The sequence below is a fragment of the Pseudomonas sp. HY13-MNA-CIBAN-0226 genome (genome assembly GCF_040310305.1).
In the GTDB taxonomy this organism is placed as follows: domain Bacteria; phylum Pseudomonadota; class Gammaproteobacteria; order Pseudomonadales; family Pseudomonadaceae; genus Aquipseudomonas; species Aquipseudomonas gregormendelii.
Genome location: NZ_JBEOPS010000026.1, coordinates 64,500 through 89,301, shown reverse-complemented (window position 1 = coordinate 89,301; position 24,802 = coordinate 64,500). Strand labels below are relative to the sequence as shown.

Genomic DNA, 24,802 nt, shown 5'->3' with positions numbered 1-24,802 from the left:
CAAATGTCACAAAGTGGTGACATAACCCGCCCCCTTCGTTACAAGCCCGCCACCCCCCGTTGTTTAGACTGCCCTCAGTCATAACAACAAAAAAGGCACACCATGCACACCTTCCAACCCGCCTTCAGCAGCTGGCTGAACGCCCCCGCGCATCAGCAATGGCTGGCCGCCGAAGGCTTGCGCCTGCTGGCGTTCGCTAAAGCCTCCAGACTGCCTGAAGGCTTCGGTAACCTTGATGAAAAGGGCCGCCTCCTGGCCAATGCCCGCGCCGAAACCATGAACACCGCACGCATGACCCACAGCTTTGCCATGGCTCACATCCAGGGCCTGCCGGGCTTTGCCGAGCTGGTAGACCATGGCGTCAAGGCCCTCAGCGGGCCAATGCGCGATGCCGAGCATGGTGGCTGGTTCGCCGTTGCCGATCATCAGGACGGCAACACCGGCAAGGCCGCCTACCTGCACGCCTTCGTCGCTTTGGCTGCCAGCTCCGCTGTCGTCGCGCAACGGCCTGGCGCGCACGCCTTGCTCGCTGACGCGATCAACATTATCGACACGCGTTTCTGGAGTGAAGAGGAGGGCGCCCTGCGCGAATCCTTCAATCGCGACTGGAGTGAAGAGGAGCGCTACCGCGGCGCCAACAGCAACATGCACGCCACCGAAACCTTCCTCGCCCTGGCCGATGTCACCATGGACAAACGCTGGCTGTGCCGCGCCCAGCGCATTGTCGAGCGGGTGATCCATGGTCACGCCGCCGCCAACGACTACCTGGTGGTCGAACACTTTGACCGCGATTGGCAGCCCCTGCGCGAGTACAACCACGACAACCCGGCGGACGGTTTTCGCCCCTACGGCACCACACCCGGCCACGGGTTCGAGTGGGCGCGGCTGTTGCTGCACCTCGAAGCGGCACGGGTCCAGGCTGGGATGCTTACGCCGGGCTGGCTGGTCACCGACGCGCAAAAACTCTTCGAGCACAACTGCCGTCACGGTTGGGAGGTCGATGGTGCACCCGGTCTTGTCTATACCCTCGACTGGGACAATCGCCCGGTGGTGCGGCACCGTCTGCACTGGACCCATTGCGAGGCCAGCGCCGCCGCCAGCGCATTGCTCAAGCGCACCGGCGACAGCCAGTACGAAGCCTGGTACCGGCTGTACTGGGAATTCTGTGACCGTTACTTCATCGATCGCGAAGCCGGCAGCTGGCATCACGAACTGGACCCGCAAAACCGTGGCAGTGCCGATATCTGGCCGGGCAAACCCGACCTGTATCACGCCTGGCAGGCCGTCCTCGTTCCCGGCCTGCCCCTGGCGCCGAGCCTGGCCACCGCTCTGGGGCGGGTGTCCCAGGGCGTTCCTGTGTAACCATGTGGTGACATTCCAGCGTCCCTTCGTTACCTGCGAGGGGCTGACTCCTGTTTAAAATCCATGCAGCGCAAGCACCAGACTTGCATGCATAACAACAAGAAAGGTACTTCCAGATGAATGCGATTTCTCGCCTCGCTACGCTCATTTCTCTTGCCTCCCTGTCTGCGCTCCCTCTCAGTGCTCTTGCCGCCGATGCCAAAGGCTCGGTGGAAGTGGTCCACTGGTGGACGTCGGGTGGTGAAAAAGCAGCGGTCGATGTACTCAAGGCTCAAGTTGAAAAAGACGGCTTCACCTGGAAAGACGGCGCCGTTGCCGGGGGTGGCGGTTCAACGGCCATGACCGTGTTGAAAAGCCGCGCCGTCGCCGGTAACCCGCCTGGCGTTGCCCAGATCAAGGGCCCCGACATCCAGGAATGGGGCAGCACCGGCCTGCTCAGTACCGACACCCTGACCGACGTCGCCAAGGCGGAAAACTGGGACGGCCTGCTGTCGAAGAAGGTCTCCGACACCGTCAAGTACGAAGGTGACTACGTTGCCGTGCCGGTGAACATCCACCGCGTCAACTGGCTGTGGATCAACCCGGAAGTCTTCAAGAAAGCCGGGATCGACAAGGCTCCCACCACCCTCGAAGAATTCTACGCCGCCGGCGACAAGCTCAAGGCCGCCGGCTTCATCGCCCTGGCCCACGGCGGTCAGCCTTGGCAGGACAGCACTGTATTCGAAGACGTGGTGCTCTCGACCATGGGCGCCGAAGGCTACAAGAAAGCCCTGGTAGACCTGGACCAGAAAACCCTGTCTGGCGCTGAAATGACCAAGGCTTTTACCGAACTGAAAAAGCTCACCGGCTACATGGACCAGAACCGCGCCGGTCGTGACTGGAACATCGCTGCCGCCGACGTTATCAACGGCAAGGCCGGCATGCAGATGATGGGCGACTGGGCGAAAAGCGAATGGACGGCGGCGAAGAAAGTCGCCGGCAAGGACTACCAGTGCGTGCCGTTCCCAGGCACCGAAAAAGCCTTCACCTACAACATCGATTCCCTGGCCGTGTTCAAGCTCAAGGCCGATCGCAAAGGCGACATCGCCGCTCAGCAAGACCTGGCCAAGGTCGCCTTGGGGACCGATTTCCAGAAAGTCTTCAGCATGAACAAAGGCTCGATTCCGGTGCGCACCGACATGCTCAACGACATGAGCGCCCTGGGCTTCGATTCCTGCGCCCAGACCGCAGCCAAGGACTTCCTGGCTGACGAGAAGACTGGCGGCCTGCAGCCGAGCATGGCGCACAACATGGCCACCTCCCTGGCCGTGCAGGGTGCGATCTTCGACGTGGTCACCAACTTCATGAACGACAAGGATGCTGACCCGGCCAAGGCCAGCGCCCAACTGGCATCGGCTGTCAAAGCGGCCCAGTAATCCCCGACAGCGAGTGAGCCCCTGGTAGGAGCTGCCGCAGGCTGCGATCTTTTGATCTTGATTGTAAAAAAACAAAATCAAAAGATCGCAGCCTGCGGCAGCTCCTACGAGGGATCGCACTTCGATCCTTTATATTTAAACCTGGATTATCCCGATGAGCTCTGTGGCGGTTTTCAGCAAAGCCTCACCGTTCGATGCGCTGCAACGCTGGTTACCCAAGTTGGTACTCGCGCCGAGCATGCTCATCGTGTTGGTTGGTTTCTACGGTTACATCATCTGGACATTCGTCCTGTCCTTCACCAATTCCAGCTTCATGCCGAGCTACAAATGGGTCGGCCTGCAGCAGTACACCCGGCTGCTGGACAACGACCGCTGGTGGGTCGCGAGCAAGAACCTCGCCCTGTTTGGCGGCATGTTCATCGGCATCAGCCTGGTGCTGGGGGTGTTCCTGGCGGTGCTGCTGGACCAGCGCATTCGCAAGGAAGGCTTCATTCGCACCGTCTACCTGTACCCGATGGCGCTGTCGATGATCGTCACCGGTACCGCCTGGAAATGGCTGCTCAATCCAGGCCTTGGCCTGGACAAGATGCTGCGTGACTGGGGCTGGGAAGGTTTTCGGCTTGACTGGCTGGTGGATCAGGATCGCGTCGTGTATTGCCTGGTGATCGCTGCCGTATGGCAAGCCTCCGGGTTTGTCATGGCGATGTTCCTGGCCGGCCTGCGCGGTGTCGATCAATCGATCATCCGTGCCGCGCAAGTCGACGGCGCGAGCTTGCCGACCATCTACCTGAAGATCGTGTTGCCGAGCCTGCGCCCGGTATTTTTCAGCGCCTTCATGATCCTCGCGCACATCGCGATCAAGAGCTTCGACCTGGTGGCTGCAATGACCGCAGGCGGCCCGGGCTACTCGTCCGACCTGCCAGCGATGTTCATGTATTCCTTCACCTTCAGCCGTGGCCAGATGGGCATTGGTTCGGCCAGCGCCATGATGATGCTCGGCGCGATCCTGGCGATCCTGGTGCCTTACCTGTACTCGGAACTGCGAGGCAAACGCCATGAGTAATCAACTGGGCAAACCGGCGCTCAGCTTCAGCCGCATCGCCATTTACGCCACGCTGTTGCTGGCCGCCGCGGTCTACCTGATCCCGCTGGTGGTGATGCTGCTGACCAGCTTCAAAACCCCCGAGGACATCCGCACCGGCAACCTGCTGAGCTGGCCAACCGTGATCGATGGCATTGGCTGGCTCAAGGCCTGGGACAGTGTCGGCAGTTACTTCTGGAACTCGGTGAAAATCACCGTGCCCGCAGTGCTGATCTCCACCTTCATCGGTGCAATGAATGGCTACGTGCTGTCGATGTGGCGCTTCCGTGGCTCGCAACTGTTCTTCGGCCTGTTGCTGTTCGGCTGCTTCCTGCCGTTCCAGACCGTCCTGCTGCCAGCCTCGTTCACCCTCGGCAAGCTCGGCCTTGCCAACACCACCACCGGCCTGGTGCTGGTGCACGTGGTCTACGGCCTGGCGTTCACCACGCTGTTCTTTCGCAACTACTACGTGAGCATCCCGGATGCGCTGGTCAAGGCGGCACGCCTGGATGGCGCGGGCTTCTTCACGATCTTCTGGAAGATCCTGCTGCCGATGTCGATCCCTATCGTCATGGTCTGCCTGATCTGGCAGTTCACGCAGATCTGGAATGACTTCCTGTTCGGCGTGGTATTCGCCAGCGGCGATGCACAACCGATCACCGTGGCCCTGAACAACCTGGTCAACACCAGCACCGGGGCCAAGGAATACAACGTTGATATGGCTGCCGCGATGATCGCCGGGCTGCCGACACTGCTGGTCTACATATTCGCTGGCAAGTATTTCCTGCGTGGGCTGACGTCCGGCGCGGTCAAGGGGTAGAACATGGCAACTCTCGAATTACGTAACGTCAACAAGACCTACGGTGCCGGCTTGCCGGATACCCTGAAGAACATCGAACTGAAGATCAATGACGGTGAGTTCCTGATCCTGGTCGGTCCGTCGGGCTGCGGTAAGTCCACGCTGATGAACTGCATCGCCGGCCTGGAGAACATCAGCGGCGGCGCGATCCTGGTGGACGACGCCGACATCAGCGGCATGAGCCCCAAGGATCGCGACATCGCCATGGTGTTCCAGTCCTACGCGCTGTACCCGACCATGAGCGTGCGCGACAACATCGCTTTCGGCTTGAAGATTCGCAAAATGCCGGCGGCCGAAATCGACGAAGAAGTTGCGCGCGTGGCTAAGCTGCTGCAAATCGAACATCTGCTCAACCGCAAACCGGGCCAACTCTCTGGCGGCCAGCAACAGCGTGTGGCCATGGGCCGGGCACTGGCGCGGCGGCCGAAGATTTACCTGTTCGATGAGCCGCTGTCCAACCTCGACGCCAAGCTGCGGGTCGAGATGCGCACCGAAATGAAATTGATGCACCAGCGTCTGAAAACTACCACGGTCTACGTGACCCACGACCAGATCGAAGCGATGACCCTGGGCGACAAAGTGGCGGTGATGAAAGACGGGATCATCCAGCAGTTCGGCACGCCGAAAGACATCTACAACAACCCGGCCAACCTGTTCGTGGCGAGCTTCATCGGCTCGCCGCCGATGAACTTCATCCCCCTGCGTTTGCAGCGCAAGGACGGTCGCCTGCTGGCATTGCTCGACAGCGGCCAGGCCCGTTGCGAGTTGCCACTGGGCATGCAGGACGCCGGTCTGGAAGATCGTGAAGTGATTCTGGGCCTGCGTCCGGAGCAGATCGTGCTGGCGGGCAACGAGCCGAACGGGCTGCCGACCATTCGCGCTGAGGTCCAGGTGACCGAACCGACCGGCCCCGACACCCTGGTGTTCGTCAACCTCAACGACACCAAGGTGTGCTGCCGCCTGGCGCCGGACGTCGCGCCGAATGTCGGCGAGACCCTGACCCTGCAATTTGATCCGTCGAAGGTTTTGTTATTCGACGCCAAGACCGGAGAGCGCCTGGGGGTTGCCGGTGTTCCGAAGGCAGAGGCTCACAACGCCAACGTGACCCAGTTCAAAGGCCGCTGATGTCCGAGCGAGCTTGCTCGCGATGGACAAGAACGGTCGCTCAGGCTGGCCGCAAGCGTTAGCCCTGTGGGAGCGAGCTTGCTCGCGATGGGCGTGAACGATAACGCGGGCAGTCTGATTCACCGCGTCGGCCTGAAGTTTTTCGCGAGCAAGCTCGCTCCTGCAGTGGGGATTTGTAAACCGCGTTAGATAAAAACAGTTAATAACAATAAAACGAGGATGTAGGGATGAAGAAGAAGAACAACGCTCAGCTGATCTGCCAATTGTCAGCGATTGCGGCGATGAGCCTGGCTGGCACCGTGCACGCTGCTGAAGCGTTCAGCCCCGAGTCGAAGTGGATGACGGGCGACTGGGGTGGTGAGCGGACCAAGCTGATCGAGGCGGGCTACGATTTCACCCTGGAGTACGTGGGCGAAGTCGGCTCCAACCTCAAGGGCGGCTACAACGATGACACCACTGCGCGCTACAGCGACCAGTTTGCCTTGGGGGCGCAACTGGACCTGGAAAAGATCTTCGGCTGGAAAGACGCCGAGTTCAAACTGGCGATCACCGAGCGTAGCGGCAAGAACATCTCCAATGATCGCATCGGCGATCCACGGGCTGGCACCTTCAGTTCTTCCCAGGAAGTCTGGGGCCGGGGCCAGACCTGGCGCCTGACGCAATTGTGGGTCAAGCAGAAGTATTTCGATGGCGCCCTGGACGTCAAGGCCGGTTACTTCGGCGAAGGCGAAGACTTCAACAGCTTCCCGTGCGACTTCCAGAACCTGGCGTTCTGCGGCTCGCAAGTGGGTAACTGGGTGGGCGGCATCTGGTACAACTGGCCGGTCAGCCAGGCGGCCATCCGCGTGAAGTACAACATCAACGACGAGCTCTACGCGCAGATCGGCGCGTACAACCAGAACCCGTCGCAACTGGAAACCGGCAACGGCTTCAAGCTCAGCGGCAGCGGCACCAAGGGCACCATCATTCCAGTCGAGCTGGTGTGGTCGCCAAACGTCAACAGCCTGCCGGGCGAGTACCGCGTCGGTTACTACAAAAGCACCGCCAAGGCCGACGACGTTCGTGAAGACGCCAACGGCAACGACGCGGCCGTCAGCGGTGATGCGTACCGCAGCCACAGCAGCAAGTCGGGCTACTGGTTCGTCGCCCAGCAACAGCTGACCGACCACAATGGCGACAAGAGCCGTGGCCTGAGCATCGCGGCCAACGCCACCTTCCACGACAAGGACACCAACGTCGTGGACAACTATCAGAACCTGATGCTGGTCTACAAAGGCCCGTTCAACGCGCGCCCCAAAGACGATGTGGGCATCGGTATCGCCCGTATCCACGTCAACGAAGACGCGCAGAAAAACCGCAAGCTGATCAATGGCGTCAACGGCATCGACGACTACGACAACCCGGCCTTCCTGCCTATCCAGGACACCGAGTACAACGCTGAAATCAACTACGGTTTCCACGTCACCAACTGGCTGACCGTGCGTCCCAACCTGCAGTACGTGAAGCACCCCGGTGGTGTGGATCAGGTGGACGACGCGATCGTGGCCGGCCTGAAAATTCAGTCGGTGTTCTAACGCTGTTGCGATAAGCTTCTCTCCATGTGCGCATTTTTGCGGACGGCCAAGGCTGTCCGCTTTTTTTTGGGGCGGGCACTTCCCGGTAACAGATGATTTTCAGGACTGCGGCACATGCATGAGCATCCGCTACAACGCTTCTTCAAATCCTTGCGCGAGCGTCCTGTGTTCGCGTGGGAGCGCTATCAACTGCGCGACGTGCTGGTGATCGATCATCCGCTCTGCCAGGCGGTGTTCAGTCGCCAGGGTGCGCAGTTGCTGCACTTCCAGCCCAAAGGCCAGAAACCCTGGCTGTGGTGCGCAGCGAAGTGGCCGCATGTCGGCGCGATTCGAGGCGGGGTGCCGGTGTGCTGGCCGTGGTATGGCCGCCATCCGAGCGAAAACGCCTGGCCGTCCCATGGCTGGGCGCGTCTGCTCGACTGGAAGTTACTCGACAGCAGCACGGACGACGACGGCGTGCGCCTGCACTGGCAACTGCAACTGTGCGACTGGCAAGTGGACCTGCATGCGCACCTTGGCGAGCGCCTGGACCTACGCCTGGCGACTGAGCATCAGGACAGCCTGCCGTGTCAGTTGAGTCAGGCTTTGCACGCCTACTGGCGTATTGGCGACGTGGGCGAGGTAGCGCTGTCTGGGCTCGATGGGGTGCAAGGTTACGACCAGTTGAAGCGCCAGGCATGCCAGCAGGAAGGAGAGCTGCGGGTGGATGGCGGCTGCCAGCGAGTGTTCCAGCACGAGGGCGAATTACAGCTCAAGGACCCTGTCTGGCAGCGGCAGTTGTGCATCGATACCGGGGATGACGCAAACACCGTGGTCTGGCACCCGGGGACGCGGCCGTTGCTGGGAGTGAGCTGGAACGAGATGTCTGAATTTGTCTGTGTCGAGGCGGCGAGTGGTGGTGGGCGGGGACTGGCGCCGGGGGAGCGGGCGAATTTGAGTTTGCAGGCGCGGGTGGGGGCTTAGCTCGGAATGGGTGGTATTGCGGCTGGCCTCATCGCGGGCAAGCCCGCTCCCACAGGGATCTGCGAAGCACACGAATCCATGCTCACTGAAGATCTCTGTGGGAGCGGGCTTGCCCGCGATGAGGCCCGACCAGGCAACACCGATGTTGGGCTTAGTTAAACTCATCCCCCACCGGATACCGGCTCGCATTCAGGCTCTCTTTGATCTTGCGCAAATGCGGTTGGAAATCCACGCCCCGGCGCAGGGTCATGCCGGTTGCCAGTACATCCAGCACGGTCAGTTGAATGATCCGCGAGGTCATCGGCATGTAGATGTCGGTGTCTTCCGGCAGTGGAATATTCAGGCTCAGGGTGCTGGCCTTGGCCAGGGGCGAGCCCTCAGCGGTCAAGCCCAGCACCGAGGCGCCGTTTTCCCGGGCAATGCGCGCCACTTCCACCAGCTCGCGGGTGCGGCCGGTGTAGGAAATGATCACGAACAGTTCACCGGTATGTGCCACCGACGCAATCATGCGCTGCATCAGCACGTCGGCATGGGCGGTGACGGCCAGGTTGAAACGGAAGAACTTGTGCTGCGCATCCAGCGCGACCGGGGCTGAAGCGCCGAGGCCGAAGAAGTGGATCTGCCGGGCCTGGATCAACAGGTCGACAGCGCGGCTGATCAGGTTCGGGTCCAGGGCCTGCAGGGCGCTGTCCAGGGACGCGATGGCGCTGCCGAAAATCTTCTGGGTATAGGCTTCCGGATTATCGTCCGCCTCGACCGCACGGCTGACGTACGCGGCTCCGCTGGCCAGGCTCTGGGCCAGTTGCAGCTTGAGTTCCGGGTAGCCGCTGACACCGAACGAACGGCAGAAACGGTTGACCGTCGGCTCACTGACCTTCGAGGCCTGGGCGAGGGCGGCGATGCTGAAGCGGGTGGCCTGCTGTGGGTTGAGCAGGATCACCTCGGCGACTTTGCGTTCGGCCTTGTTCAGGTCTTCAAGGCGATTCTGGATCTGTTCCAGTAAATTTCGCACGCGGTCCATATATGTTCCTTGATTCACCTGTAAAAAGCCGCTCGGCTATGCGAATTGAGCCTTTGGTGAGGCCCGGGACGGTGGCCTATCCTACTGATGGCTCCGACTGACCACCACTCGCAATCCATATTTTGCGAAAATGTTGTGGTTATTACTACATTTTCTCTTGAGCGATGCCTTGAAAAAAGGTATTTGTAGCTTAACTTGATAAAAGAACCAACATCATGCCTTCGATTACGGTTGAACCGTGCACCTTTGCCTTGTTCGGCGCCCTTGGCGACCTGGCCCTGCGCAAGCTGTTTCCTGCTCTCTACCAGCTTGACGGTGCAGGCCTGCTGCACGAGGACACGCGCATCATCGCGCTGGCCCGTGAGCCGGGCAGCCAACAGGAGCACCTGGCGTTTATCGCCACGGAGCTGCGCCGCTACGTGGGCGCCAAGGAGCTGGACGAAGCCGTGGTCGAGCGTTTCCTCGCCCGCTTGAGTTACCTGCATGTCGATTTCCTCAAGGCCGATGATTACGTCGCCCTGGCGGAGCAAGCCGGTAGCGCCCAGCGAGTCATCGCCTATTTCGCCACCCCGGCCGCCGTCTACGGCGCCATCTGCGAAAACCTGGCGAAAGTCGGCCTGGCTGAAAATACCCGCGTGGTGCTGGAAAAACCGATCGGCTCGGACCTGGAATCCTCGCGCACGGTCAACGACGCGGTGGCCGAGTTTTTCCCGGAAAACCGCACCTATCGCATCGACCACTACCTGGGCAAGGAAACCGTCCAGAACCTGATCGCCCTGCGATTTGCCAACAGCCTGTTCGAAACCCAGTGGAACCAGAACTACATCTCCCACGTGGAAATTACCGTGGCCGAGAAAGTCGGGATCGAAGGCCGCTGGGGCTACTTCGACAAGGCCGGCCAGCTGCGCGACATGATCCAGAATCACCTGCTGCAGCTGCTGTGCCTGATCGCCATGGACCCGCCAGCCGACCTGTCCGCCGACAGTATTCGCGACGAGAAGGTCAAGGTGCTCAAGGCGCTGGCGCCGATCAGCCCGGAAGGCCTGACCACCCAAGTGGTGCGCGGCCAGTACATCGCCGGCTACAGCGAAGGCAAACCGGTGCCGGGCTATCTTGAAGAGCCGAATTCGAATACCCAGAGCGACACCGAAACCTTTGTCGCCCTACGCGCCGACATTCGCAACTGGCGCTGGGCCGGTGTGCCGTTTTACCTGCGTACCGGCAAGCGCATGCCGCAGAAGCTGTCGCAGATCGTCATCCATTTCAAGGAGCCGTCGCACTACATCTTCGCGCCGGAGCAGCGCCTGCAAATCAGCAACAAGCTGATTATCCGCCTGCAGCCGGACGAAGGCATTTCCTTGCGCGTGATGACCAAGGAGCAAGGCCTGGACAAGGGCATGCAGCTGCGCAGCGGTCCGTTGCAGCTGAATTTTTCCGATACCTGGCGTAGCGCACGCATTCCCGATGCCTACGAACGGTTGTTGCTGGAAGTAATGCGCGGCAATCAGAACCTGTTTGTCCGTAAAGATGAAATCGAAGCCGCGTGGAAGTGGTGTGACCAGTTGATCGCCGGGTGGAAAAAATCCGGTGATGCGCCCAAGCCGTACGCGGCCGGGTCCTGGGGCCCCATGAGCTCCATTGCACTGATCACGCGGGACGGGAGGTCGTGGTATGGCGATATCTGATTTGAAACTGCCTCAGGGCGTCAGCGCCCATGAGTACAAGAGCCCGGTGCTGTTGGCCGATGCCTTGGCACTGAATGTGGCCAAGCAGCTGAGTGACGCTATCGATGCTCGCGGCACCGCGACGCTGGTGGTGTCCGGTGGCCGTAGCCCGGTGGCCTTTTTCCAGAACCTGGCCAGGCAAAAGCTCGACTGGTCCAAGGTGGTTGTCACCCTGGCCGACGAGCGCTGGGTGCCGGTCGAGCATGCCGACAGCAATGCCGGGCTGCTCAAGCGCTACCTGCTGCAAGGCCCGGCGGCCAAGGCGCAATTCCTGAGCCTGTACAGCGCCACGGCGAACCTGGAGCTGGCCGCCGAGCAAGCCGATCGTCTGTTGGCAGAGTTGCCGCCGATCGACGTGCTGATACTCGGCATGGGCGATGACGGTCATACCGCGTCGCTGTTTCCCAACAGCCCGAACCTGGCTGAAGCGTTGGCAGCCGATGGCACTCGACGCTGCTACCCGATGCTGGCACCGACCGTGCCGCATCAGCGCCTGACCATGAGTCGTGCGCTGCTGGCCTCGGCCGAGACCACTGTTCTATCGATTTCCGGTCAGTCCAAGCTGACCACCCTGAGTGCCGCATTGGCCGGTGACGATGTCGGCGCCATGCCGATTCGCGCGTTTCTGCAACCTACGTTAGAGATTTACTGGTGCCCATGAGCCAAGGATCAGCCGCTATGAAAAACACTCCCCCGACCGTTTCCATGGCGGACAAAGTTGCCCTGATCGACAGCCTCTGCGCCAAGGCGCGGATTCTGCCGGTCATCACCATCGCTCGCGAGCAGGATGTCCTGCCCCTGGCCGATGCCCTTGCCGCCGGTGGCCTGACTGCCCTGGAAGTGACCTTGCGTTCGCAGTTCGGCCTCAAGGCTATCCAGATTCTGCGCGAGCAGCGCCCGGAACTGATGACCGGTGCCGGTACCGTGCTGGATCGCAGCATGCTGGCCGCGGCTGAGGCGGCCGGTTCGCAGTTCATCGTCACGCCAGGCATAACTCGTGACCTGCTGGAAGCCAGTGTCGACAGCCCGATTCCACTGTTGCCGGGGATCAGCAATGCTTCCGGGATCATGGAGGGTTATGGCCTGGGCTATCGCCGTTTCAAGCTGTTCCCGGCGGAAGTCAGCGGTGGCGTCGCGGCGATCAAAGCCCTGGGCGGTCCGTTCGGCGAAGTTAAATTCTGCCCGACTGGCGGCGTTAGCCCGGCCAACATCAAAAGCTACATGGCGTTGAAAAACGTGATGTGCGTGGGCGGCAGCTGGATGCTTGATCCGGAGTGGATCAGGAACGGCGACTGGGCCCGCATCCAGGAATGCACTGCCGAGGCGTTGGCGCTGCTGGACTGATTGGTTTTACTGACACGTCGTTGTGTGTTCTACGGCCTTAACGGTGCGCTTGGTCGGTGCACCGTTTTTTTTGTCTGAAGAAAGCCCCACCGTGTACGCCATAACCCTGTAGGAGCGAGCTTGCTCGCGATGGCCGTTAACGATAACGCTGGAAACCTGACACCCCTTGGCGGTCTCAGGTTTTTCGCGAGCAAGCTCGCTCCTACAGGGGGGCGGTGGTGAATCAGCGCAACTGGTCCAGCGCCTTGATCAGCGCCGCGATATCCGCCGCTGTGGTCGTCAGCCCTGGTGTAATGCGGATACAGGGTCCGCTCGCCGCGCCGCTGCGTACAACGGTAAACAGGTTGAACTCATTCAACAGCCGGTCGACCATCACCTGTTGATCCGCATGCCGGGTAAACCGCATCGAGGTTATCGCGCAATACAACCGTGGGTCGTCCGGGGTCATCACCTCGATACCCGGCCAATCCCGCACCGCCCGGACCCACTCATTGCGCAGATAATTAAGCCGCGCGCCTTTGGCTGCGGAGCCGCCCATGGCCAGGTGTTCCTCGAACACCAGCGGCAGCGTCAGCAGCGCCGAGATATTGGGGGTGCTGTAGGGCGTGCGGGCGCGAATGTCGTTGAGCGGGAAATGCTGCTCGCCCATGTCCGGGTCAATATCCGCCAGGCGCTCCGGGGCGATGTACATGAAACCCAGTGTCAGCGGCGCACCGATCCACTTGTGCAGGTTGTAACCGGCGAAAACAATGCCCAGCTCTGCGAGATTGAACTTCATCTGCCCCAGCGCATGGGCGCCGTCGAGGATCACATCGATGCCGTGTTCCCTCGCAGCCGCCGCAATGGCCTGCACCGGCATCACCAGCCCGGTGCGATGGGTGACGTGGGTCAATGCCATCAGCTTGAGCCGTGGGTAACGCTCGAAAGCCTCACGGTAACTGGCCAGCAGCGAGTCGAAAGAGGCGGGGTGCTGGTGATCAATCTCTATCACCTCCACACCGCGATAACGCGCCAGCCAGCGCATGGCACCTTTTACCGTGTCGTATTCGAGGTCGCAGATCAGCACCTGATCGCCCGGCTGCAGGCGGTTGTAATTGCGGATCAGCGATTGCAGGGCGTCTGTGGCGTTACGGGTCAGGGCAACGGCTTGCGCCCGCACGCCAATCAGCTCCGCCAGCTGCGCGCGAATCTCCAGGCTTTCGACCTGTTCGAAGCGCTGGCGCACATGAACCGAGTTGCTGCGGTTGATCAGCTCGATGTTGCGCTGGTATTCCTCGACCACCGTGCGCGACATTCGGCCGAAATAACCGTTTTCAAGATTGATCGGGCCAGGTTCCTTCGAGTATCGATCGGCAAACGTCAGCCAGAACAGCTCATCACGGGCGCGGCGGGTGTTATCGGGCATGGCTTACTCAGTCTTCAATGACGCGGGGCAGGTTTGCCGTGTTTGGCGCGCAGCGGTTCAAGCAGCTCCGACAGGCCGTTGTGGTCGATCTCCTGCATCAGGGCCAGCAGGCCGCCCAGTTCGCCGTGGGGAAAACCTTCCCGGGCAAACCAGTTGAGGTACTGGCCGGGAAGGTCGGCAATGATGCGTCCTTTGTATTTTCCAAAGGGCATTTGGCGAGTAATCAGCAGTTCGAGCTTTTGCGGGTTCATCATTTGATCGTCTTGAGTCAGTCACATTTGAAAATACAGGCATTCTGCATGCAGGCCAAATGACAGATCATGCAAAAAAAGCGGATGCAGATTTCGCGATAAAACATAACTCATTGAAATATAACGAATTTATTTTCAGTGAAAAGCTGGCATGCAGGGTGCAATAGCTATTGCATCTTTCATCAACCCGCAAGGAATTGAAAAATGACCGACATGAATAAAGAAGCCATCTCTGTACTCAACGACCTGATCGAAGTCAGCAAAGACGGTCAGGAAGGGTTCAAGACCTGCGCCGAAGACATCAAGCACCCAGAACTCAAAACCCTGTTCGTGACCCGTTCCGCTGATTGCGCAACTGCCGCGGCAGAACTGCAGGCAGCCGTGCGTTCCATGGGTGGCGATCCGGAAACTTCCACCAGCGTCAGCGGCGATCTGCATCGCCGTTGGGTTGACGTGAAGGCCATGTTCACCGGCAAGGATGAAGAAGCCGTGTTGAACGAAGCCGAGCGCGGTGAAGACCATGCGCTGAAGGCTTATAAAGAAGCCATCGAAAAAATCAACAAGCACAATCTGGTAGGCATTCGTGACCTGGTTGAGCGTCAGTACCACGGCGTACAACGCAACCACGACCAGGTCAAAGCCCTGCGTAACCAGGCTCGTGCTCGCTCGTAAGCGTTCGTAGCAGCCAAAAAAACGCCGGTTGATCCGGCGTTTTTTTCGTCAAAAGATCGCAGCCTGCGATCTTTTGCTTTTCAACCGATGCTGATCGCCGGCAATGTCGTCAACGTCACGGTCTGCTGCTTGCGCGGCGCCAGAATCTCCGCTTCGCCATCCACTACCAGCTCATCACGCTGATTGAAAACGCGAGTCGCAATGCGCACGCGAAACTTCGGCAGTTTTTCGAGGATTTCAAGGCGCACGGTCAACGTGTCGCCAATCTTTACCGGCTTCTGGAAGCTCATCTGCTGGCCGATGTAGATAGTCCCGGGCCCGGGCAGTTCGCAGGCCACGGCTGCGCTGATCAAGGCGCCGCTGAACATGCCATGGGCGATACGCTCCTTGAACATGGTGCCTGCAGCATATTCGGCGTCCAGGTGCACCGGGTTGTGATCGCCGGACATCGCGGCGAACAACTGGATGTCGCGCTCTTCGACCGTTTTGCTGTAGCTGGCGGTCTGGCCGACTTCGAGGGCTTCATAAGGGGTGTTGGTAACCTGGGTCATCTGTTTCAATTCCTGTCACGAATAAATAAATCGCAAAAAAACTATTCCGACCGGGTGGGTCGGCGGTGGCTCAGCGCCTGCTCGATCCAGTTCAACAGATCGTTGATAACCTGATCGCGGTTGATCTCGTTGAAGAGTTCATGCCGGGCCTGGGGGTAAATAATCAGATGCAGATTCTGGCTGCCGGCCTTGCGCAGGGCATTGGCCAGACCTTTGAGACGCTTGCCTTCACTCACCGGATCACATTCGCCGCCAATCACCAGCAACGGCAGGCCCGGATCAATCTGCGCGAGATTGGACGCTTTGCTGATTTGCTGCAAGCCGCCCAGCAAATCGACCCACAGCTGATTGGTGCAGCGCATGCCGCAAAGCGGGTCGTTGATGTACTTGTCGACTTCGGCCGGGTCGCGGCTCAGCCAGTCAAAAGGCGTACGTACCGGCTTGAAATGCTTGTTGAACGAGCCGAACGACAACCACTCGATCAGCGCACTGCGGCCCTTGGGACCTTGGCGCAGCCGTTCGGCGCGGGCGATCTGCCGGGCGGCGCGATAAAGCGCCACGGGCTGGAAGTTCGAGCCGCTCAGCACCGCGCCGTGCAGGCTGGCGCTGTGGTGCAGCAGATAGGCCTGGGCGAGGTAGCTGCCCATGCTGTGGCCGATCAGCAGGATCGGCACCCCGGGATGCTGCTGACCGACGTGCTGATTGAGGCTCGCCAGGTCGCCGACGACCTTGCACCAGCCATCGTCGTCGGCGAAATGCCCCAAGGTGCCATTTTCGGCGGTTTTGCCATGTCCTCGCAGGTCGGGGGCATAGACACCGTAGCCCTGCTCGCAGAGTTTTTGCGCCAGGCCTTGGTAGCGGGCGCTGTGCTCCGCCATGCCGTGGGCCAGCAGCACGATGGCTTTCAGGGGAGGGGTGGGTAGCCACTGATTGACGAACAGGCGACTGCGGTCACTCGCGGTCAGCCAGAAAGTGTCGTGGATCATGGCGATTCCTTTGCGCTGGGTCGATGCATTGTATAGCGCATTCCGGGTGCGGCCGTGCGAACTGCCTTACACCACGGCAGGAAGATTCACACGATCAATGACGGTATCGGTCATGTTTGCCTGATTCGCCATAACTGCTAGTGTCCGTGAAGCTCCGCTTTTCGCGTCAGGTCTGACGAAACTGACAGAACAGCGGCCCGGATAGGTTCAGGTAAAGAGGACAAGAACAATGCAACCTGATTTCTGGAATGACAAACGCCCGGCCGGCGTACCCCTGAACATCGACCTTGGGGCCTACAAGTCGGTCATTGAGGTGTTCGAGCGTTCCTGCAAGAAATTCGCCGACCGCCCGGCCTTCAGCAACATGGGCGTGACCCTGACCTACGCCGAACTGGAACGCTACAGCGCCGCGTTTGCCGGTTACCTGCAAGCCCATACCGACCTGGTGCCAGGCGATCGCATCGCGGTACAGATGCCGAATGTCCTGCATTACCCGATCGCCGTGTTTGGCGCCTTGCGTGCCGGCCTGATTGTGGTCAATACCAACCCGTTGTACACCGCGCGGGAAATGCGCCATCAATTCAAGGATTCCGGTGCCCGGGCGCTGGTGTACCTGAACATGTTCGGGCAAAAGGTCCAGGAAGTGCTGCCGGACACCGACATCCAGTACTTGATCGAAGCCAAAATGGGCGACCTGATGCCGGCCGCGAAGGGCTGGCTGATCAATACCGTGGTCGACAAAGTGAAGAAAATGGTTCCGGCCTATTCACTGCCCCAGGCCATCTCCTTCAAGAGCGCGCTGCGCATGGGCAAGGGGCAGGGGATCAAACCGTTGAACGCCGGTCTCGACGATGTCGCAGTGCTGCAGTACACCGGCGGCACCACTGGCCTGGCCAAGGGCGCGATGCTGACCCACGGCAACCTGGTGGCGAACATGCAACAGGCGCGGGCCTGCCTTGGTCAGTTCGGTACCGACGGCCAGCCGCTGCTGCGAGAAGGGCAGGAGGTGATGATTGCGCCGCTGCCGCTGTATCACATCTATGCCTTCACGGCGAACTGCATGTGCATGATGGTCACCGGCAACCATAACGTGCTGATCACTAATCCACGGGACATCAAGGGCTTTATCAAGGAACTGAAGAGCTGGCGTTTTTCCGCGTTGCTGGGTTTAAACACTTTGTTTGTCGCATTGATGGATCATCCGGATTTCAAGTCCCTGGACTTCTCCAGCCTCAAGCTGACCAATTCCGGTGGCACTGCGCTGGTCAAGGCCACTGCCGAACGCTGGGAAAAACTCACCGGATGCCGCATCACCGAAGGCTACGGCCTGACCGAAACGTCACCGGTGGCGTGCACCAACCCCTACGGTGACAAGTCGCGCATCGGTACGGTGGGCCTGCCAGTACCGGGTACCACGCTGAAAATCATCAACGATGACGGTGTCGAGCAAGCCTTGGGCGAACGCGGCGAGCTGTGCATCAAGGGCCCGCAGATCATGAAAGGCTACTGGCAGAAGCCTGAGGCGACGGCCGAAGTACTGGATGCCGAGGGCTGGTTCAAGTCCGGCGATATTGCAGTGATCGACCCGGATGGTTTTGTGCGCATCGTCGATCGCAAGAAGGACATGATCATCGTCTCGGGTTTCAACGTGTACCCGAACGAGATCGAGGACGTGATGATGGCTCATCCGAAAGTCGCTAACTGCGCGGTGATCGGTGTACCTGACGAGCGCTCGGGGGAGGCGGTGAAATTGTTTGTAGTGGCGCGCGAATCCGGGGTCAGCCTTGAAGAGCTGAAGGCCTACTGCAAGGAAAACTTCACGGCTTACAAAGTACCCAAGCATATTGTGTTGCGCGAATCGTTGCCGATGACGCCGGTGGGCAAGATATTGCGGCGGGAGCTGCGCGATATTGCTTAGTGATCAGTAGAGTTGGATGACGCCAAAAGATCGCAGCCTTCGGCAGCTCCTACATGAGAATGCGTTCCTCTGTAGGAGCTGCCGAAGGCTGCGATCTTTTGCTTCCAGGCGACCAATAGAATTTTTGCTCTAAAACTGACTATAAGCTATTCAAGAGTCACCAGTGTGACTGTAGAGCCCGCTTTTGGCTCTGGTCGACCCTTGGCAAAGCTGCTACTCTCGGCGCGCTTTGGGACTTCCCGGCCTTTTAAAACGCCGTTTTGGCCCCTGACCAAACACCAATAATAATCGCATCAAATGCGGTGCTGAATTCGCGTTGCTGAGGAGTGGGCTTCCATGATCGAAGACTTTTGGAAGGATAAGTACCCTGCCGGGATTGCTGCCGACATCAATCCGGACGAGTACCCGAATATTCAGGCAGTGCTGAAGCAGTCCTGCCAACGCTTCGCCAACAAGCCGGCGTTCAGCAACCTGGGCAAGACACTCACCTACGGTGAACTGTACGAACTGTCGGGCGCCTTTGCCGCTTATCTGCAACAGCATACCGACTTGCAGCCAGGCGATCGAATCGCCGTGCAATTGCCCAACGTGTTGCAGTACCCGGTGGCCGTCTTCGGTGCGATTCGCGCCGGGCTGATCGTGGTCAACACCAACCCGCTGTACACCGCGCGGGAAATGGAACATCAATTCAACGACTCCGGTGCCAAGGCCCTGGTCTGCCTGGCCAACATGGCCCATTTGGCGCAGACCGTGGTGCCCAAGACTGGGGTCAGGCACGTCATCGTTACCGAAGTCGCCGACCTGCTGCCGCCGCTCAAGCGCCTGCTGATCAACAGCGTCATCAAGTACGTGAAGAAAATGGTCCCGGCCTATCACTTGCCCAAGGCGATCAAGTTCAACGACGTATTGAGCAAGGGCCACGGCCAGCCAGTCACCGAAGCCTGCCCGGCCAGCAGCGATGTGGCCGTGTTGCAATACACCGGTGGCACCACCGGCGTGGCCAAAGGCGCGATGCTGACCCATCGCAACCTGGTGGCGAACATGTTGCAGTGCAAGGCGCTGATGGGTTCCAACCTGAATGAAGGTTGCGAGATCCTGATCACGCCGCTGCCGCTGTACCATATCTATGCCTTTACCTTTCATTGCATGGCGATGATGTTGATCGGCAACCACAACATCCTCATCAGCAACCCGCGCGACCTGCCGGCGATGGTCAAGGAGTTGTCGAAGTGGAAGTTCAGCGGTTTTGTCGGCCTTAATACGCTCTTCGTTGCGCTGTGCAACAACGAAGGTTTCCGCAAGCTGGACTTCTCTGCGCTGAAAGTCACCCTGTCGGGCGGCATGGCCCTGCAACTGGCGGCCGCCGAGCGCTGGAAGGCGGTCACCGGTTGCTCCATCTGTGAAGGGTACGGCATGACCGAAACCAGTCCGGTGGCCACGGTGAATCCGATCCAGCACATCCAGATCGGCACCATCGGCATTCCGGTACCGTCGACCCTGTGCAAGATCATCGATGATGCCGGCGTGGAACAGCCACTGGGTGAAATCGGTGAACTGTGCGTGAAAGGGCCGCAGGTGATGAAGGGTTACTGGCAGCATCAGGACGCCACCGATGAAATCCTCGACAGCGAAGGCTGGCTGAAGACCGGTGACATCGCCCTGATCCAGCCGGATGGCTACATGCGTATTGTCGATCGCAAAAAAGACATGATCCTGGTGTCCGGCTTCAACGTGTATCCCAACGAGCTGGAAGACGTGCTGGCGACCCTGCCGGGCGTGTTGCAGTGCGCAGCGATTGGCGTGCCGGACGAGAAGTCGGGTGAAGCGATCAAGATCTTCATCGTCGTCAAGCCGGGCGTGACCCTGACCAAGGAAACGGTGATGGAGCACATGCGTGCCAATGTTACCGGCTACAAGGTGCCACGTTCCGTGGAGTTCCGCGATGCGCTGCCGACCACCAACGTCGGCAAGATCCTGCGGCGCGAATTGCGTGACGAGGAGTTGAAGAAGCTGGGCCTGAAAAAGGCCTGAATGGCAACTGGCGTCGCCTGCCGATCCGGAGACGCTGGCTGAGCATTGAACCGTCGAAAAATCCGCGACCCGAAACGGGCTGCGGATTTTTTTTGCGCGCTATTCCTCAATGGGTCGCACTGCCGCACGCATGCATCAGCCCATTGTGCGTTTTCTGAAAGTCTTGGGTATTGGGGCGTGATTTGATTGCGGGCTCCTGGCCAATGCCATCTTTCATGGAGTGATGCTTATGCCGCTGCCCCCCTTATCCCTTTCGCCCACCAGGAACTGTTCTCGCTCTCGCGAGAGCCAAGGATCCGACGGGGGATCAAGTGTTGTTGCCAAGACGCTGAAGCGCACCGGCAACTCACCCCTCCTCCCTATCAAACGTTTCTTGGCTGAGAATGAAGCGTCAACATTAAAATTTGGTTCTGAAGAAGTGCTTGATTTCCCGGCGCTAAAAAAACATTTAGGTCCCGTTTACATTGGCGATTACTCGCCTTTCGAGGAACCTGTTCCGGCAAACAGGCACCGTTTCTGGCACCCATTTACGGATTTTTCCTGGGCGTGGTGGCCTGGTTCGGCGTTCTGCGACATCAGTTTTACAGGATCTATGTTTGCCAACGTAAACCTGACAAACCTGCAGGCGAAGAATGTCGATTTATCCGGTTCGAATTTCTCGAACGCCAACTTATCCGGGGCGCGACTCAAATCTAGCGACCTCTCGCGCTGTGATTTTTTTGGAACCGACCTGAGCTACCTTATTTGTGTGGAAGTGGGCTTCGGCGAAGCCACCCTGTCCGGGACGATACTCGAATCTGTCAATTTATCGGGCTGCGATTTTAGCAAGGCCAACCTAAACACCCTCCACTGTGATGGCGGGAACTTTAGTCGCACCAACTTTTCCGGGGCGAAACTCAAATCTGTCAGTTTCTCGGGCTGCGATTTTAGTGGGGCCAACCTAACCAACCTTGACCTTGATGAAGTGGACTTCAGTGGCGCGAATCTCTCCAACGCGCAGATATCCTTGAGTCAAAGGTTTATCGAGAAAACTCTGCTAGGGCCCATCACCAGCGACAGCGAACGTCAGCGTATGGCCTATTGTCCCGAGACGGGCATCAGGAATTTATTGGCGACTATCCACAGCATCAATCCCACTTATCAGAATCTGAAAAACTCCTTAATGCGATCGGTGATCGAGCAAGTGAACCGCTTGGAAGACGACGCGCTGCAGCGCCACCTGCCGACGCTGGTGAAGATGTTGTTCAATAATCGTGGCTATGACGAGGTACCTGAAATCGCATCGTTCAATATTCGATTGCTGCCATTGTGGCTGCAAAGAAAAGAACATGAGCGATATTTCCACGGCGAAATCGATCGGGACCTGGTGCAGCGCCTGATCGACCGCCATCCATCCAAGATGGACTTGGTGAAACGCTACGGGAAAACCCTCGGCTTCCGTCCGGACAAGACTTCGTCGGGCGCGCAAACGGCCAGTCCTTCTACCCCGGCGATTACAGGCGGAACTGCGCAAAATTGACGTTGGTGCCCGCCGGACGCATGTCTTGCAGGTACGAGTCTTTGTCGGCACTCAGTTCCAGGCTCAAGGCCGCCTTGCGTTTGCCCTCGTTGCGCACCACCAGGCCTTCGAGCTTCTCACGCAGGAACACCGTGGGCACTTTCAGGTGCAGCAGTTCGTCGGTGTCCGGTGTGTGCATCAACAGGTGCACCCACTCGTACTGACCAATGGCGAGGCGCGCGACCGGAATATCGAACCACCAGATGTTGCGGTTGCGGTTCAATTCGGTGAAATGGCAGTTGTTGACGCCAAGCACAGCACCGCCGAGTTCCTGGTTTCTGCGGGCAATGGCCTGCTTTTTATCGAGTTTCATAACATTCCTACGGGGTTGGATCTTCAGCGCCATGGCCTGAATACGTTGCGCATTCTCGGGTGTTGGCGGGCAAACATAAAGCCCAACCTGCCGGGATCGATGAAAATCTTCTGCGCAAAATAAATGAAACTCCCGGCAAATCCCTCCGGTCAATCTTTCTGTAAGCACTTTTTTTCGTTCAATTGTTCACAGGAGAGACACCATGAGCAGCACTGGCGATAAAGTAAAAGGCGTCGCTAACGAAGCAGTCGGTAACGTCAAACAAGGCGTAGGCAAGGCGACCGGCAACGACAAAATGCGTGCCGAAGGCGTAGTGCAGGAAAAGAAAGGCGAAGCTCAGCAAGCAGTGGGCAAAGCCAAAGACGCGGTAAAGAAAGGCGTCGACAAGGCCTGATCTGGCCTGTGAGGCTATTATGAACGGCCATCTGCGGATGGCCGTTTTTCTTTCAGCTGGAACTTGAACACAGAATTTGTTTCAAAGTGGCCGAACAAGGCTATTTTGATGCAGGCTACATTGATAGCAACGGCCCCTGAGTCGCCCCGACTTGAACCCGATTTTTGCGGCGAAAGGAGACGCTAATGATTTTCCCGGACATGAAAGGTCTGCCCATCCACCGCGTGATGGTGCGCACGGTCACCGAATTCATCGATGACGAGATGTCGACCTATGCGTCGGCGCTGGCCTATCAGATGTTGTTCTCGCTATTCCCCTTCATTCTGTTCCTGATCGCCCTGATCGGTTTTTTGCACCTGCCGGACTTCTTCTCCTGGTTGCGCCTGCAGTCGGAGCTGGTGTTGCCGCCCCAGGCCGTGGAGCAGGTGAACCCGGTGATCGACCAGCTGCAGCAATCCAAGGGCGGTTTGCTCTCGGTAGGTATCGTGATCGCGCTGTGGACCGCATCTGCCGGCGTACGCCTGTTGATGAGTGCGATGAACGCTGCCTATGACGTGGTCGAAGGACGTCCGGCGTGGAAACGTCTCCCGCTGTCGATTTTCTACACCATCGGCATTGCCGGCATGCTGCTGATCGCGGCGGCGCTGATGGTGCTCGGGCCGCAGGTGATGGGCTGGATCGCCGCGCAGGTGGGCATGGAATATTTCATCGTGACCCTGTGGACCATCGCCCGCTGGCCTGTGGTCGTGATCCTGCTGATGGTGGCGGTGGCGCTGATCTATTACGTGATGCCTGACGTCAAACAGGAGTTCCGTTTCATCACCCCAGGCTCGGTACTGGCGGTGGTGGTGTGGATCCTCGCGTCCGTGGGTTTTGGCTTGTACGTGAAGGAGTTCGCCAACTACAACGCCATGTATGGCAGTATCGGCGCGATCATCGTGTTGCTCCTGTATTTCTACATTTCTGCTGCCGTGTTGTTGCTGGGGGCGGAGATGAATGCGGTGATCGAACACATGTCCAGCGAAGGCAAGGACCCGGGCGAGAAAGTCCCCGGTGAGCTCGCCGAAGAGCCTAAACAACATGTTTCCGGACTGGGTCGGGATCACTCGATCAAGCCATCCACTGACGAAGTCATCAAATGATCCGTGAAATCCTGAAAATGGGCGATGAGCGACTGCTGCGCATCGCCCCGCCGGTGCCTGTCGAAATGTACGACTCGCCGGAGTTGTGGCAGTTGATCGACGATATGTTCCAGACCATGGAGAGCGTTGGTGGGGTCGGCCTGGCCGCTCCGCAAATCGGCGTTGACCTGCAACTGGTGATCTTCGGGTTCGAGCACAGTGAACGTTACCCGGATGCCGAGGCCGTGCCGCAGACCATCTTGATCAACCCGCTGATCACGCCGCTGAGCCCGGTGATGGAGGAGGGGTTCGAAGGCTGCCTGTCGGTCCCGGGCCTGCGCGGTGCGGTAAATCGGTATCGGGAAATCCGCTACGAAGGTTTTGATCCCAAAGGCCAACCCATTGTGCGTTTTGCGTCGGACTTCCATGCCCGGGTGGTGCAGCATGAGTGCGATCACCTGATCGGACGACTGTACCCGTCGCGCATCACCGATTTCAGCAAGTTCGGCTTTACTGAAGTGATGTTCCCGGACCTCGACCCGAACGCTGACGACTGACCAGAATTACCCTCAATGCAATAGGAGCCTGCCACAGGGGCGGGTTACAGGCCTGCCCCCATCGCAATCATCGGCTTGCTGCGCGCATAACGACTCAACCGTTCAGCCATCGCATACGGCAGCACCGGGTCGAAGCTGAACCCGCGACGCTCATAGAAGCCGCGCAAGTCCGGATGACAGAACAACCACACCGGCCCCTGCAGCCCCTTGATGGCCTCGGCAATCAACGCGCCCGCGATCCCCTGTTCACGACAACCTGGGTCAACAAACAGTCCGGTCAACCAATGCCCGTCCGCCACCGGCCGCAAACACAATGCACCGATGATTTCTTCACGCCTTGCGATCCATAGCTGGGCGTCGCGCACGGCTTTCATCGACGATTGATGGCTGCGATAAAACTTGTTCATCAGCAGCCACAATGGCTCGGCGAGCAGGGTGTACTGGGTGTCGGGCATGGGTTCGGTCTGTCGGTGAGCAAAGCCTTTGATTATAAAAGAACGCGCGCGCGGCGATAGGTGTATACCTGATCTCACATCCCGTATGAGTGGAGTACGTATCATGGCCAAAGGCATGGATT

The 24,802-nt window shown here is 59.1% G+C and carries 24 protein-coding genes; 17 read left to right on the top strand and 7 right to left on the bottom strand.

The genetic code is table 11. The features are described from left to right. Window positions 1-102 precede the first annotated feature (102 nt). From AAEZ05_RS25000 to AAEZ05_RS24970, 7 genes are all read left to right on the top strand, one after another. Window positions 103-1,362 (top strand): D-mannose isomerase, encoded by a 1,260-nt coding sequence (locus AAEZ05_RS25000; protein ID WP_350649348.1) that lies wholly within the window; start codon window positions 103-105, stop codon window positions 1,360-1,362. Window positions 1,363-1,478: 116 nt separating this feature from the next. Then, window positions 1,479-2,777 carry an ABC transporter substrate-binding protein gene (locus AAEZ05_RS24995; RefSeq protein WP_045059713.1) on the top strand — a complete coding sequence of 433 codons (1,299 nt, stop codon included), beginning with the start codon at window positions 1,479-1,481 and terminating at the stop codon, window positions 2,775-2,777. Window positions 2,778-2,931: 154 nt separating this feature from the next. Continuing rightward, a complete protein-coding gene (locus tag AAEZ05_RS24990; RefSeq protein WP_045059712.1) occupies window positions 2,932-3,840 on the top strand; it encodes a carbohydrate ABC transporter permease in 909 nt (302 codons plus the stop codon). Next, complete coding sequence (locus tag AAEZ05_RS24985; protein WP_045059711.1) at window positions 3,833-4,678, top strand: carbohydrate ABC transporter permease; 846 nt, start codon at window positions 3,833-3,835, stop codon at window positions 4,676-4,678. The genes AAEZ05_RS24990 and AAEZ05_RS24985 overlap by 8 nt, the downstream gene beginning before the upstream one ends. Window positions 4,679-4,681: 3 nt before the next feature. Continuing rightward, window positions 4,682-5,842: an ABC transporter ATP-binding protein gene (locus tag AAEZ05_RS24980; protein WP_045059710.1), complete on the top strand. Its 1,161-nt coding sequence runs from the start codon at window positions 4,682-4,684 to the stop codon at window positions 5,840-5,842. 227 nt (window positions 5,843-6,069) lie between these two features. Beyond that, complete coding sequence (locus AAEZ05_RS24975) at window positions 6,070-7,416, top strand: carbohydrate porin (RefSeq protein WP_122840174.1); 1,347 nt, start codon at window positions 6,070-6,072, stop codon at window positions 7,414-7,416. A 114-nt stretch (window positions 7,417-7,530) separates the two neighbouring features. After that, complete coding sequence (locus AAEZ05_RS24970) at window positions 7,531-8,379, top strand: D-hexose-6-phosphate mutarotase (protein ID WP_350599982.1); 849 nt, start codon at window positions 7,531-7,533, stop codon at window positions 8,377-8,379. A 151-nt stretch (window positions 8,380-8,530) separates the two neighbouring features. On the opposite strand, the gene AAEZ05_RS24965 is transcribed toward AAEZ05_RS24970, so the two are convergent. Beyond that, the gene (locus AAEZ05_RS24965) at window positions 8,531-9,391 is read right to left on the bottom strand and encodes a MurR/RpiR family transcriptional regulator (RefSeq protein WP_177328568.1); all 861 of its coding nucleotides are present in this window, start codon (window positions 9,389-9,391) and stop codon (window positions 8,531-8,533) included. Window positions 9,392-9,615: 224 nt separating this feature from the next. On the opposite strand from AAEZ05_RS24965, the gene zwf reads away from it, so the two are divergent. The 3 genes from zwf to AAEZ05_RS24950 are packed head-to-tail and all read left to right on the top strand — an operon-like array spanning window position 9,616 to window position 12,468. Then, entirely contained in the window at window positions 9,616-11,085 is a 1,470-nt protein-coding gene (gene zwf, locus AAEZ05_RS24960) for a glucose-6-phosphate dehydrogenase (RefSeq protein ID WP_045060432.1), read from the top strand. Further along, window positions 11,072-11,785, top strand: coding sequence for a 6-phosphogluconolactonase (gene pgl / locus AAEZ05_RS24955; RefSeq protein WP_122840176.1), 714 nt, complete (start codon window positions 11,072-11,074; stop codon window positions 11,783-11,785). The genes zwf and pgl overlap by 14 nt, the downstream gene beginning before the upstream one ends. Window positions 11,786-11,802: 17 nt before the next feature. Beyond that, complete coding sequence (locus AAEZ05_RS24950) at window positions 11,803-12,468, top strand: bifunctional 4-hydroxy-2-oxoglutarate aldolase/2-dehydro-3-deoxy-phosphogluconate aldolase (protein WP_205892680.1); 666 nt, start codon at window positions 11,803-11,805, stop codon at window positions 12,466-12,468. Window positions 12,469-12,691: 223 nt separating this feature from the next. Here AAEZ05_RS24950 and AAEZ05_RS24945 read toward each other — a convergent pair whose 3' ends face one another. Together AAEZ05_RS24945 and AAEZ05_RS24940 are read right to left on the bottom strand one after the other, a co-directional pair. Next, window positions 12,692-13,873, bottom strand: coding sequence for an aminotransferase class V-fold PLP-dependent enzyme (locus tag AAEZ05_RS24945; RefSeq protein WP_350649346.1), 1,182 nt, complete (start codon window positions 13,871-13,873; stop codon window positions 12,692-12,694). Between the two features lie 14 nt (window positions 13,874-13,887). Further along, the gene (locus AAEZ05_RS24940; protein ID WP_045061551.1) at window positions 13,888-14,124 is read right to left on the bottom strand and encodes a DUF3820 family protein; all 237 of its coding nucleotides are present in this window, start codon (window positions 14,122-14,124) and stop codon (window positions 13,888-13,890) included. 204 nt (window positions 14,125-14,328) lie between these two features. On the opposite strand from AAEZ05_RS24940, the gene AAEZ05_RS24935 reads away from it, so the two are divergent. Further along, window positions 14,329-14,796, top strand: a complete 468-nt coding sequence (locus AAEZ05_RS24935; RefSeq protein ID WP_045061535.1) for a PA2169 family four-helix-bundle protein — start codon at window positions 14,329-14,331, stop codon at window positions 14,794-14,796. Between the two features lie 80 nt (window positions 14,797-14,876). Here the strand turns inward: AAEZ05_RS24935 and AAEZ05_RS24930 are convergent, their stop codons facing one another. Then, window positions 14,877-15,347: a MaoC family dehydratase gene (locus AAEZ05_RS24930; protein WP_045061536.1), complete on the bottom strand. Its 471-nt coding sequence runs from the start codon at window positions 15,345-15,347 to the stop codon at window positions 14,877-14,879. A gap of 41 nt (window positions 15,348-15,388) precedes the next feature. After that, window positions 15,389-16,333, bottom strand: a complete 945-nt coding sequence (locus AAEZ05_RS24925; RefSeq protein ID WP_045061537.1) for an alpha/beta hydrolase — start codon at window positions 16,331-16,333, stop codon at window positions 15,389-15,391. A 229-nt stretch (window positions 16,334-16,562) separates the two neighbouring features. Between AAEZ05_RS24925 and fadD2 the strand changes: the two genes are divergently transcribed. The 3 genes from fadD2 to AAEZ05_RS24910 all read left to right on the top strand — a co-directional run bounded on the left by fadD2 (window position 16,563) and on the right by AAEZ05_RS24910 (window position 21,801). Continuing rightward, window positions 16,563-18,251 carry a long-chain-fatty-acid--CoA ligase FadD2 gene (gene fadD2, locus AAEZ05_RS24920; RefSeq protein ID WP_045061538.1) on the top strand — a complete coding sequence of 563 codons (1,689 nt, stop codon included), beginning with the start codon at window positions 16,563-16,565 and terminating at the stop codon, window positions 18,249-18,251. Window positions 18,252-18,587: 336 nt separating this feature from the next. Next, window positions 18,588-20,282, top strand: a complete 1,695-nt coding sequence (gene fadD1, locus AAEZ05_RS24915; RefSeq protein ID WP_205892677.1) for a long-chain fatty acid--CoA ligase — start codon at window positions 18,588-18,590, stop codon at window positions 20,280-20,282. A 229-nt stretch (window positions 20,283-20,511) separates the two neighbouring features. Then, complete coding sequence (locus AAEZ05_RS24910) at window positions 20,512-21,801, top strand: pentapeptide repeat-containing protein (protein WP_160298067.1); 1,290 nt, start codon at window positions 20,512-20,514, stop codon at window positions 21,799-21,801. Here AAEZ05_RS24910 and AAEZ05_RS24905 read toward each other — a convergent pair. Next, window positions 21,776-22,153 (bottom strand): hypothetical protein, encoded by a 378-nt coding sequence (locus tag AAEZ05_RS24905; RefSeq protein ID WP_033056806.1) that lies wholly within the window; start codon window positions 22,151-22,153, stop codon window positions 21,776-21,778. The two genes, AAEZ05_RS24910 and AAEZ05_RS24905, sit on opposite strands and share 26 nt — an antisense overlap. A gap of 202 nt (window positions 22,154-22,355) precedes the next feature. On the opposite strand from AAEZ05_RS24905, the gene AAEZ05_RS24900 reads away from it, so the two are divergent. The 3 genes from AAEZ05_RS24900 (at window position 22,356) to def (ending at window position 24,225) form a co-directional block, all read left to right on the top strand. Next, the gene (locus AAEZ05_RS24900; protein WP_045061540.1) at window positions 22,356-22,547 is read left to right on the top strand and encodes a CsbD family protein; all 192 of its coding nucleotides are present in this window, start codon (window positions 22,356-22,358) and stop codon (window positions 22,545-22,547) included. Window positions 22,548-22,732: 185 nt separating this feature from the next. Next, window positions 22,733-23,689 carry a YihY/virulence factor BrkB family protein gene (locus AAEZ05_RS24895; protein ID WP_045061541.1) on the top strand — a complete coding sequence of 319 codons (957 nt, stop codon included), beginning with the start codon at window positions 22,733-22,735 and terminating at the stop codon, window positions 23,687-23,689. Then, complete coding sequence (gene def / locus AAEZ05_RS24890; protein WP_045061542.1) at window positions 23,686-24,225, top strand: peptide deformylase; 540 nt, start codon at window positions 23,686-23,688, stop codon at window positions 24,223-24,225. Before AAEZ05_RS24895 ends, def begins: the two co-directional genes overlap by 4 nt. 44 nt (window positions 24,226-24,269) lie before the next feature. Here the strand turns inward: def and AAEZ05_RS24885 are convergent, their stop codons facing one another. Continuing rightward, window positions 24,270-24,680, bottom strand: a complete 411-nt coding sequence (locus tag AAEZ05_RS24885) for a GNAT family N-acetyltransferase (RefSeq protein WP_350649342.1) — start codon at window positions 24,678-24,680, stop codon at window positions 24,270-24,272. Window positions 24,681-24,802 lie beyond the last annotated feature (122 nt).

What these genes read in the sequence shown, in the direction of transcription:
- AAEZ05_RS24930 (WP_045061536.1), bottom strand. Translation starts at nt 15,347, where the DNA reads ATGACCCAGGTTACCAACACCCCTTATGAAGCCCTCGAAGTCGGCCAG.
- AAEZ05_RS24980 (WP_045059710.1), top strand. Translation starts at nt 4,682, where the DNA reads ATGGCAACTCTCGAATTACGTAACGTCAACAAGACCTACGGTGCCGGC.
- fadD1 (WP_205892677.1), top strand. Translation starts at nt 18,588, where the DNA reads ATGATCGAAGACTTTTGGAAGGATAAGTACCCTGCCGGGATTGCTGCC.
- AAEZ05_RS24885 (WP_350649342.1), bottom strand. Translation starts at nt 24,680, where the DNA reads ATGCCCGACACCCAGTACACCCTGCTCGCCGAGCCATTGTGGCTGCTG.
- AAEZ05_RS24945 (WP_350649346.1), bottom strand. Translation starts at nt 13,873, where the DNA reads ATGCCCGATAACACCCGCCGCGCCCGTGATGAGCTGTTCTGGCTGACG.
- AAEZ05_RS24900 (WP_045061540.1), top strand. Translation starts at nt 22,356, where the DNA reads ATGAGCAGCACTGGCGATAAAGTAAAAGGCGTCGCTAACGAAGCAGTC.
- AAEZ05_RS24905 (WP_033056806.1), bottom strand. Translation starts at nt 22,153, where the DNA reads ATGAAACTCGATAAAAAGCAGGCCATTGCCCGCAGAAACCAGGAACTC.
- fadD2 (WP_045061538.1), top strand. Translation starts at nt 16,563, where the DNA reads ATGCAACCTGATTTCTGGAATGACAAACGCCCGGCCGGCGTACCCCTG.
- AAEZ05_RS24940 (WP_045061551.1), bottom strand. Translation starts at nt 14,124, where the DNA reads ATGAACCCGCAAAAGCTCGAACTGCTGATTACTCGCCAAATGCCCTTT.
- AAEZ05_RS25000 (WP_350649348.1), top strand. Translation starts at nt 103, where the DNA reads ATGCACACCTTCCAACCCGCCTTCAGCAGCTGGCTGAACGCCCCCGCG.
- AAEZ05_RS24970 (WP_350599982.1), top strand. Translation starts at nt 7,531, where the DNA reads ATGCATGAGCATCCGCTACAACGCTTCTTCAAATCCTTGCGCGAGCGT.
- AAEZ05_RS24995 (WP_045059713.1), top strand. Translation starts at nt 1,479, where the DNA reads ATGAATGCGATTTCTCGCCTCGCTACGCTCATTTCTCTTGCCTCCCTG.
- AAEZ05_RS24950 (WP_205892680.1), top strand. Translation starts at nt 11,803, where the DNA reads ATGAAAAACACTCCCCCGACCGTTTCCATGGCGGACAAAGTTGCCCTG.
- AAEZ05_RS24990 (WP_045059712.1), top strand. Translation starts at nt 2,932, where the DNA reads ATGAGCTCTGTGGCGGTTTTCAGCAAAGCCTCACCGTTCGATGCGCTG.
- AAEZ05_RS24910 (WP_160298067.1), top strand. Translation starts at nt 20,512, where the DNA reads ATGCCGCTGCCCCCCTTATCCCTTTCGCCCACCAGGAACTGTTCTCGC.
- AAEZ05_RS24925 (WP_045061537.1), bottom strand. Translation starts at nt 16,333, where the DNA reads ATGATCCACGACACTTTCTGGCTGACCGCGAGTGACCGCAGTCGCCTG.
- AAEZ05_RS24935 (WP_045061535.1), top strand. Translation starts at nt 14,329, where the DNA reads ATGACCGACATGAATAAAGAAGCCATCTCTGTACTCAACGACCTGATC.
- zwf (WP_045060432.1), top strand. Translation starts at nt 9,616, where the DNA reads ATGCCTTCGATTACGGTTGAACCGTGCACCTTTGCCTTGTTCGGCGCC.
- AAEZ05_RS24975 (WP_122840174.1), top strand. Translation starts at nt 6,070, where the DNA reads ATGAAGAAGAAGAACAACGCTCAGCTGATCTGCCAATTGTCAGCGATT.
- def (WP_045061542.1), top strand. Translation starts at nt 23,686, where the DNA reads ATGATCCGTGAAATCCTGAAAATGGGCGATGAGCGACTGCTGCGCATC.
- pgl (WP_122840176.1), top strand. Translation starts at nt 11,072, where the DNA reads ATGGCGATATCTGATTTGAAACTGCCTCAGGGCGTCAGCGCCCATGAG.
- AAEZ05_RS24985 (WP_045059711.1), top strand. Translation starts at nt 3,833, where the DNA reads ATGAGTAATCAACTGGGCAAACCGGCGCTCAGCTTCAGCCGCATCGCC.
- AAEZ05_RS24895 (WP_045061541.1), top strand. Translation starts at nt 22,733, where the DNA reads ATGATTTTCCCGGACATGAAAGGTCTGCCCATCCACCGCGTGATGGTG.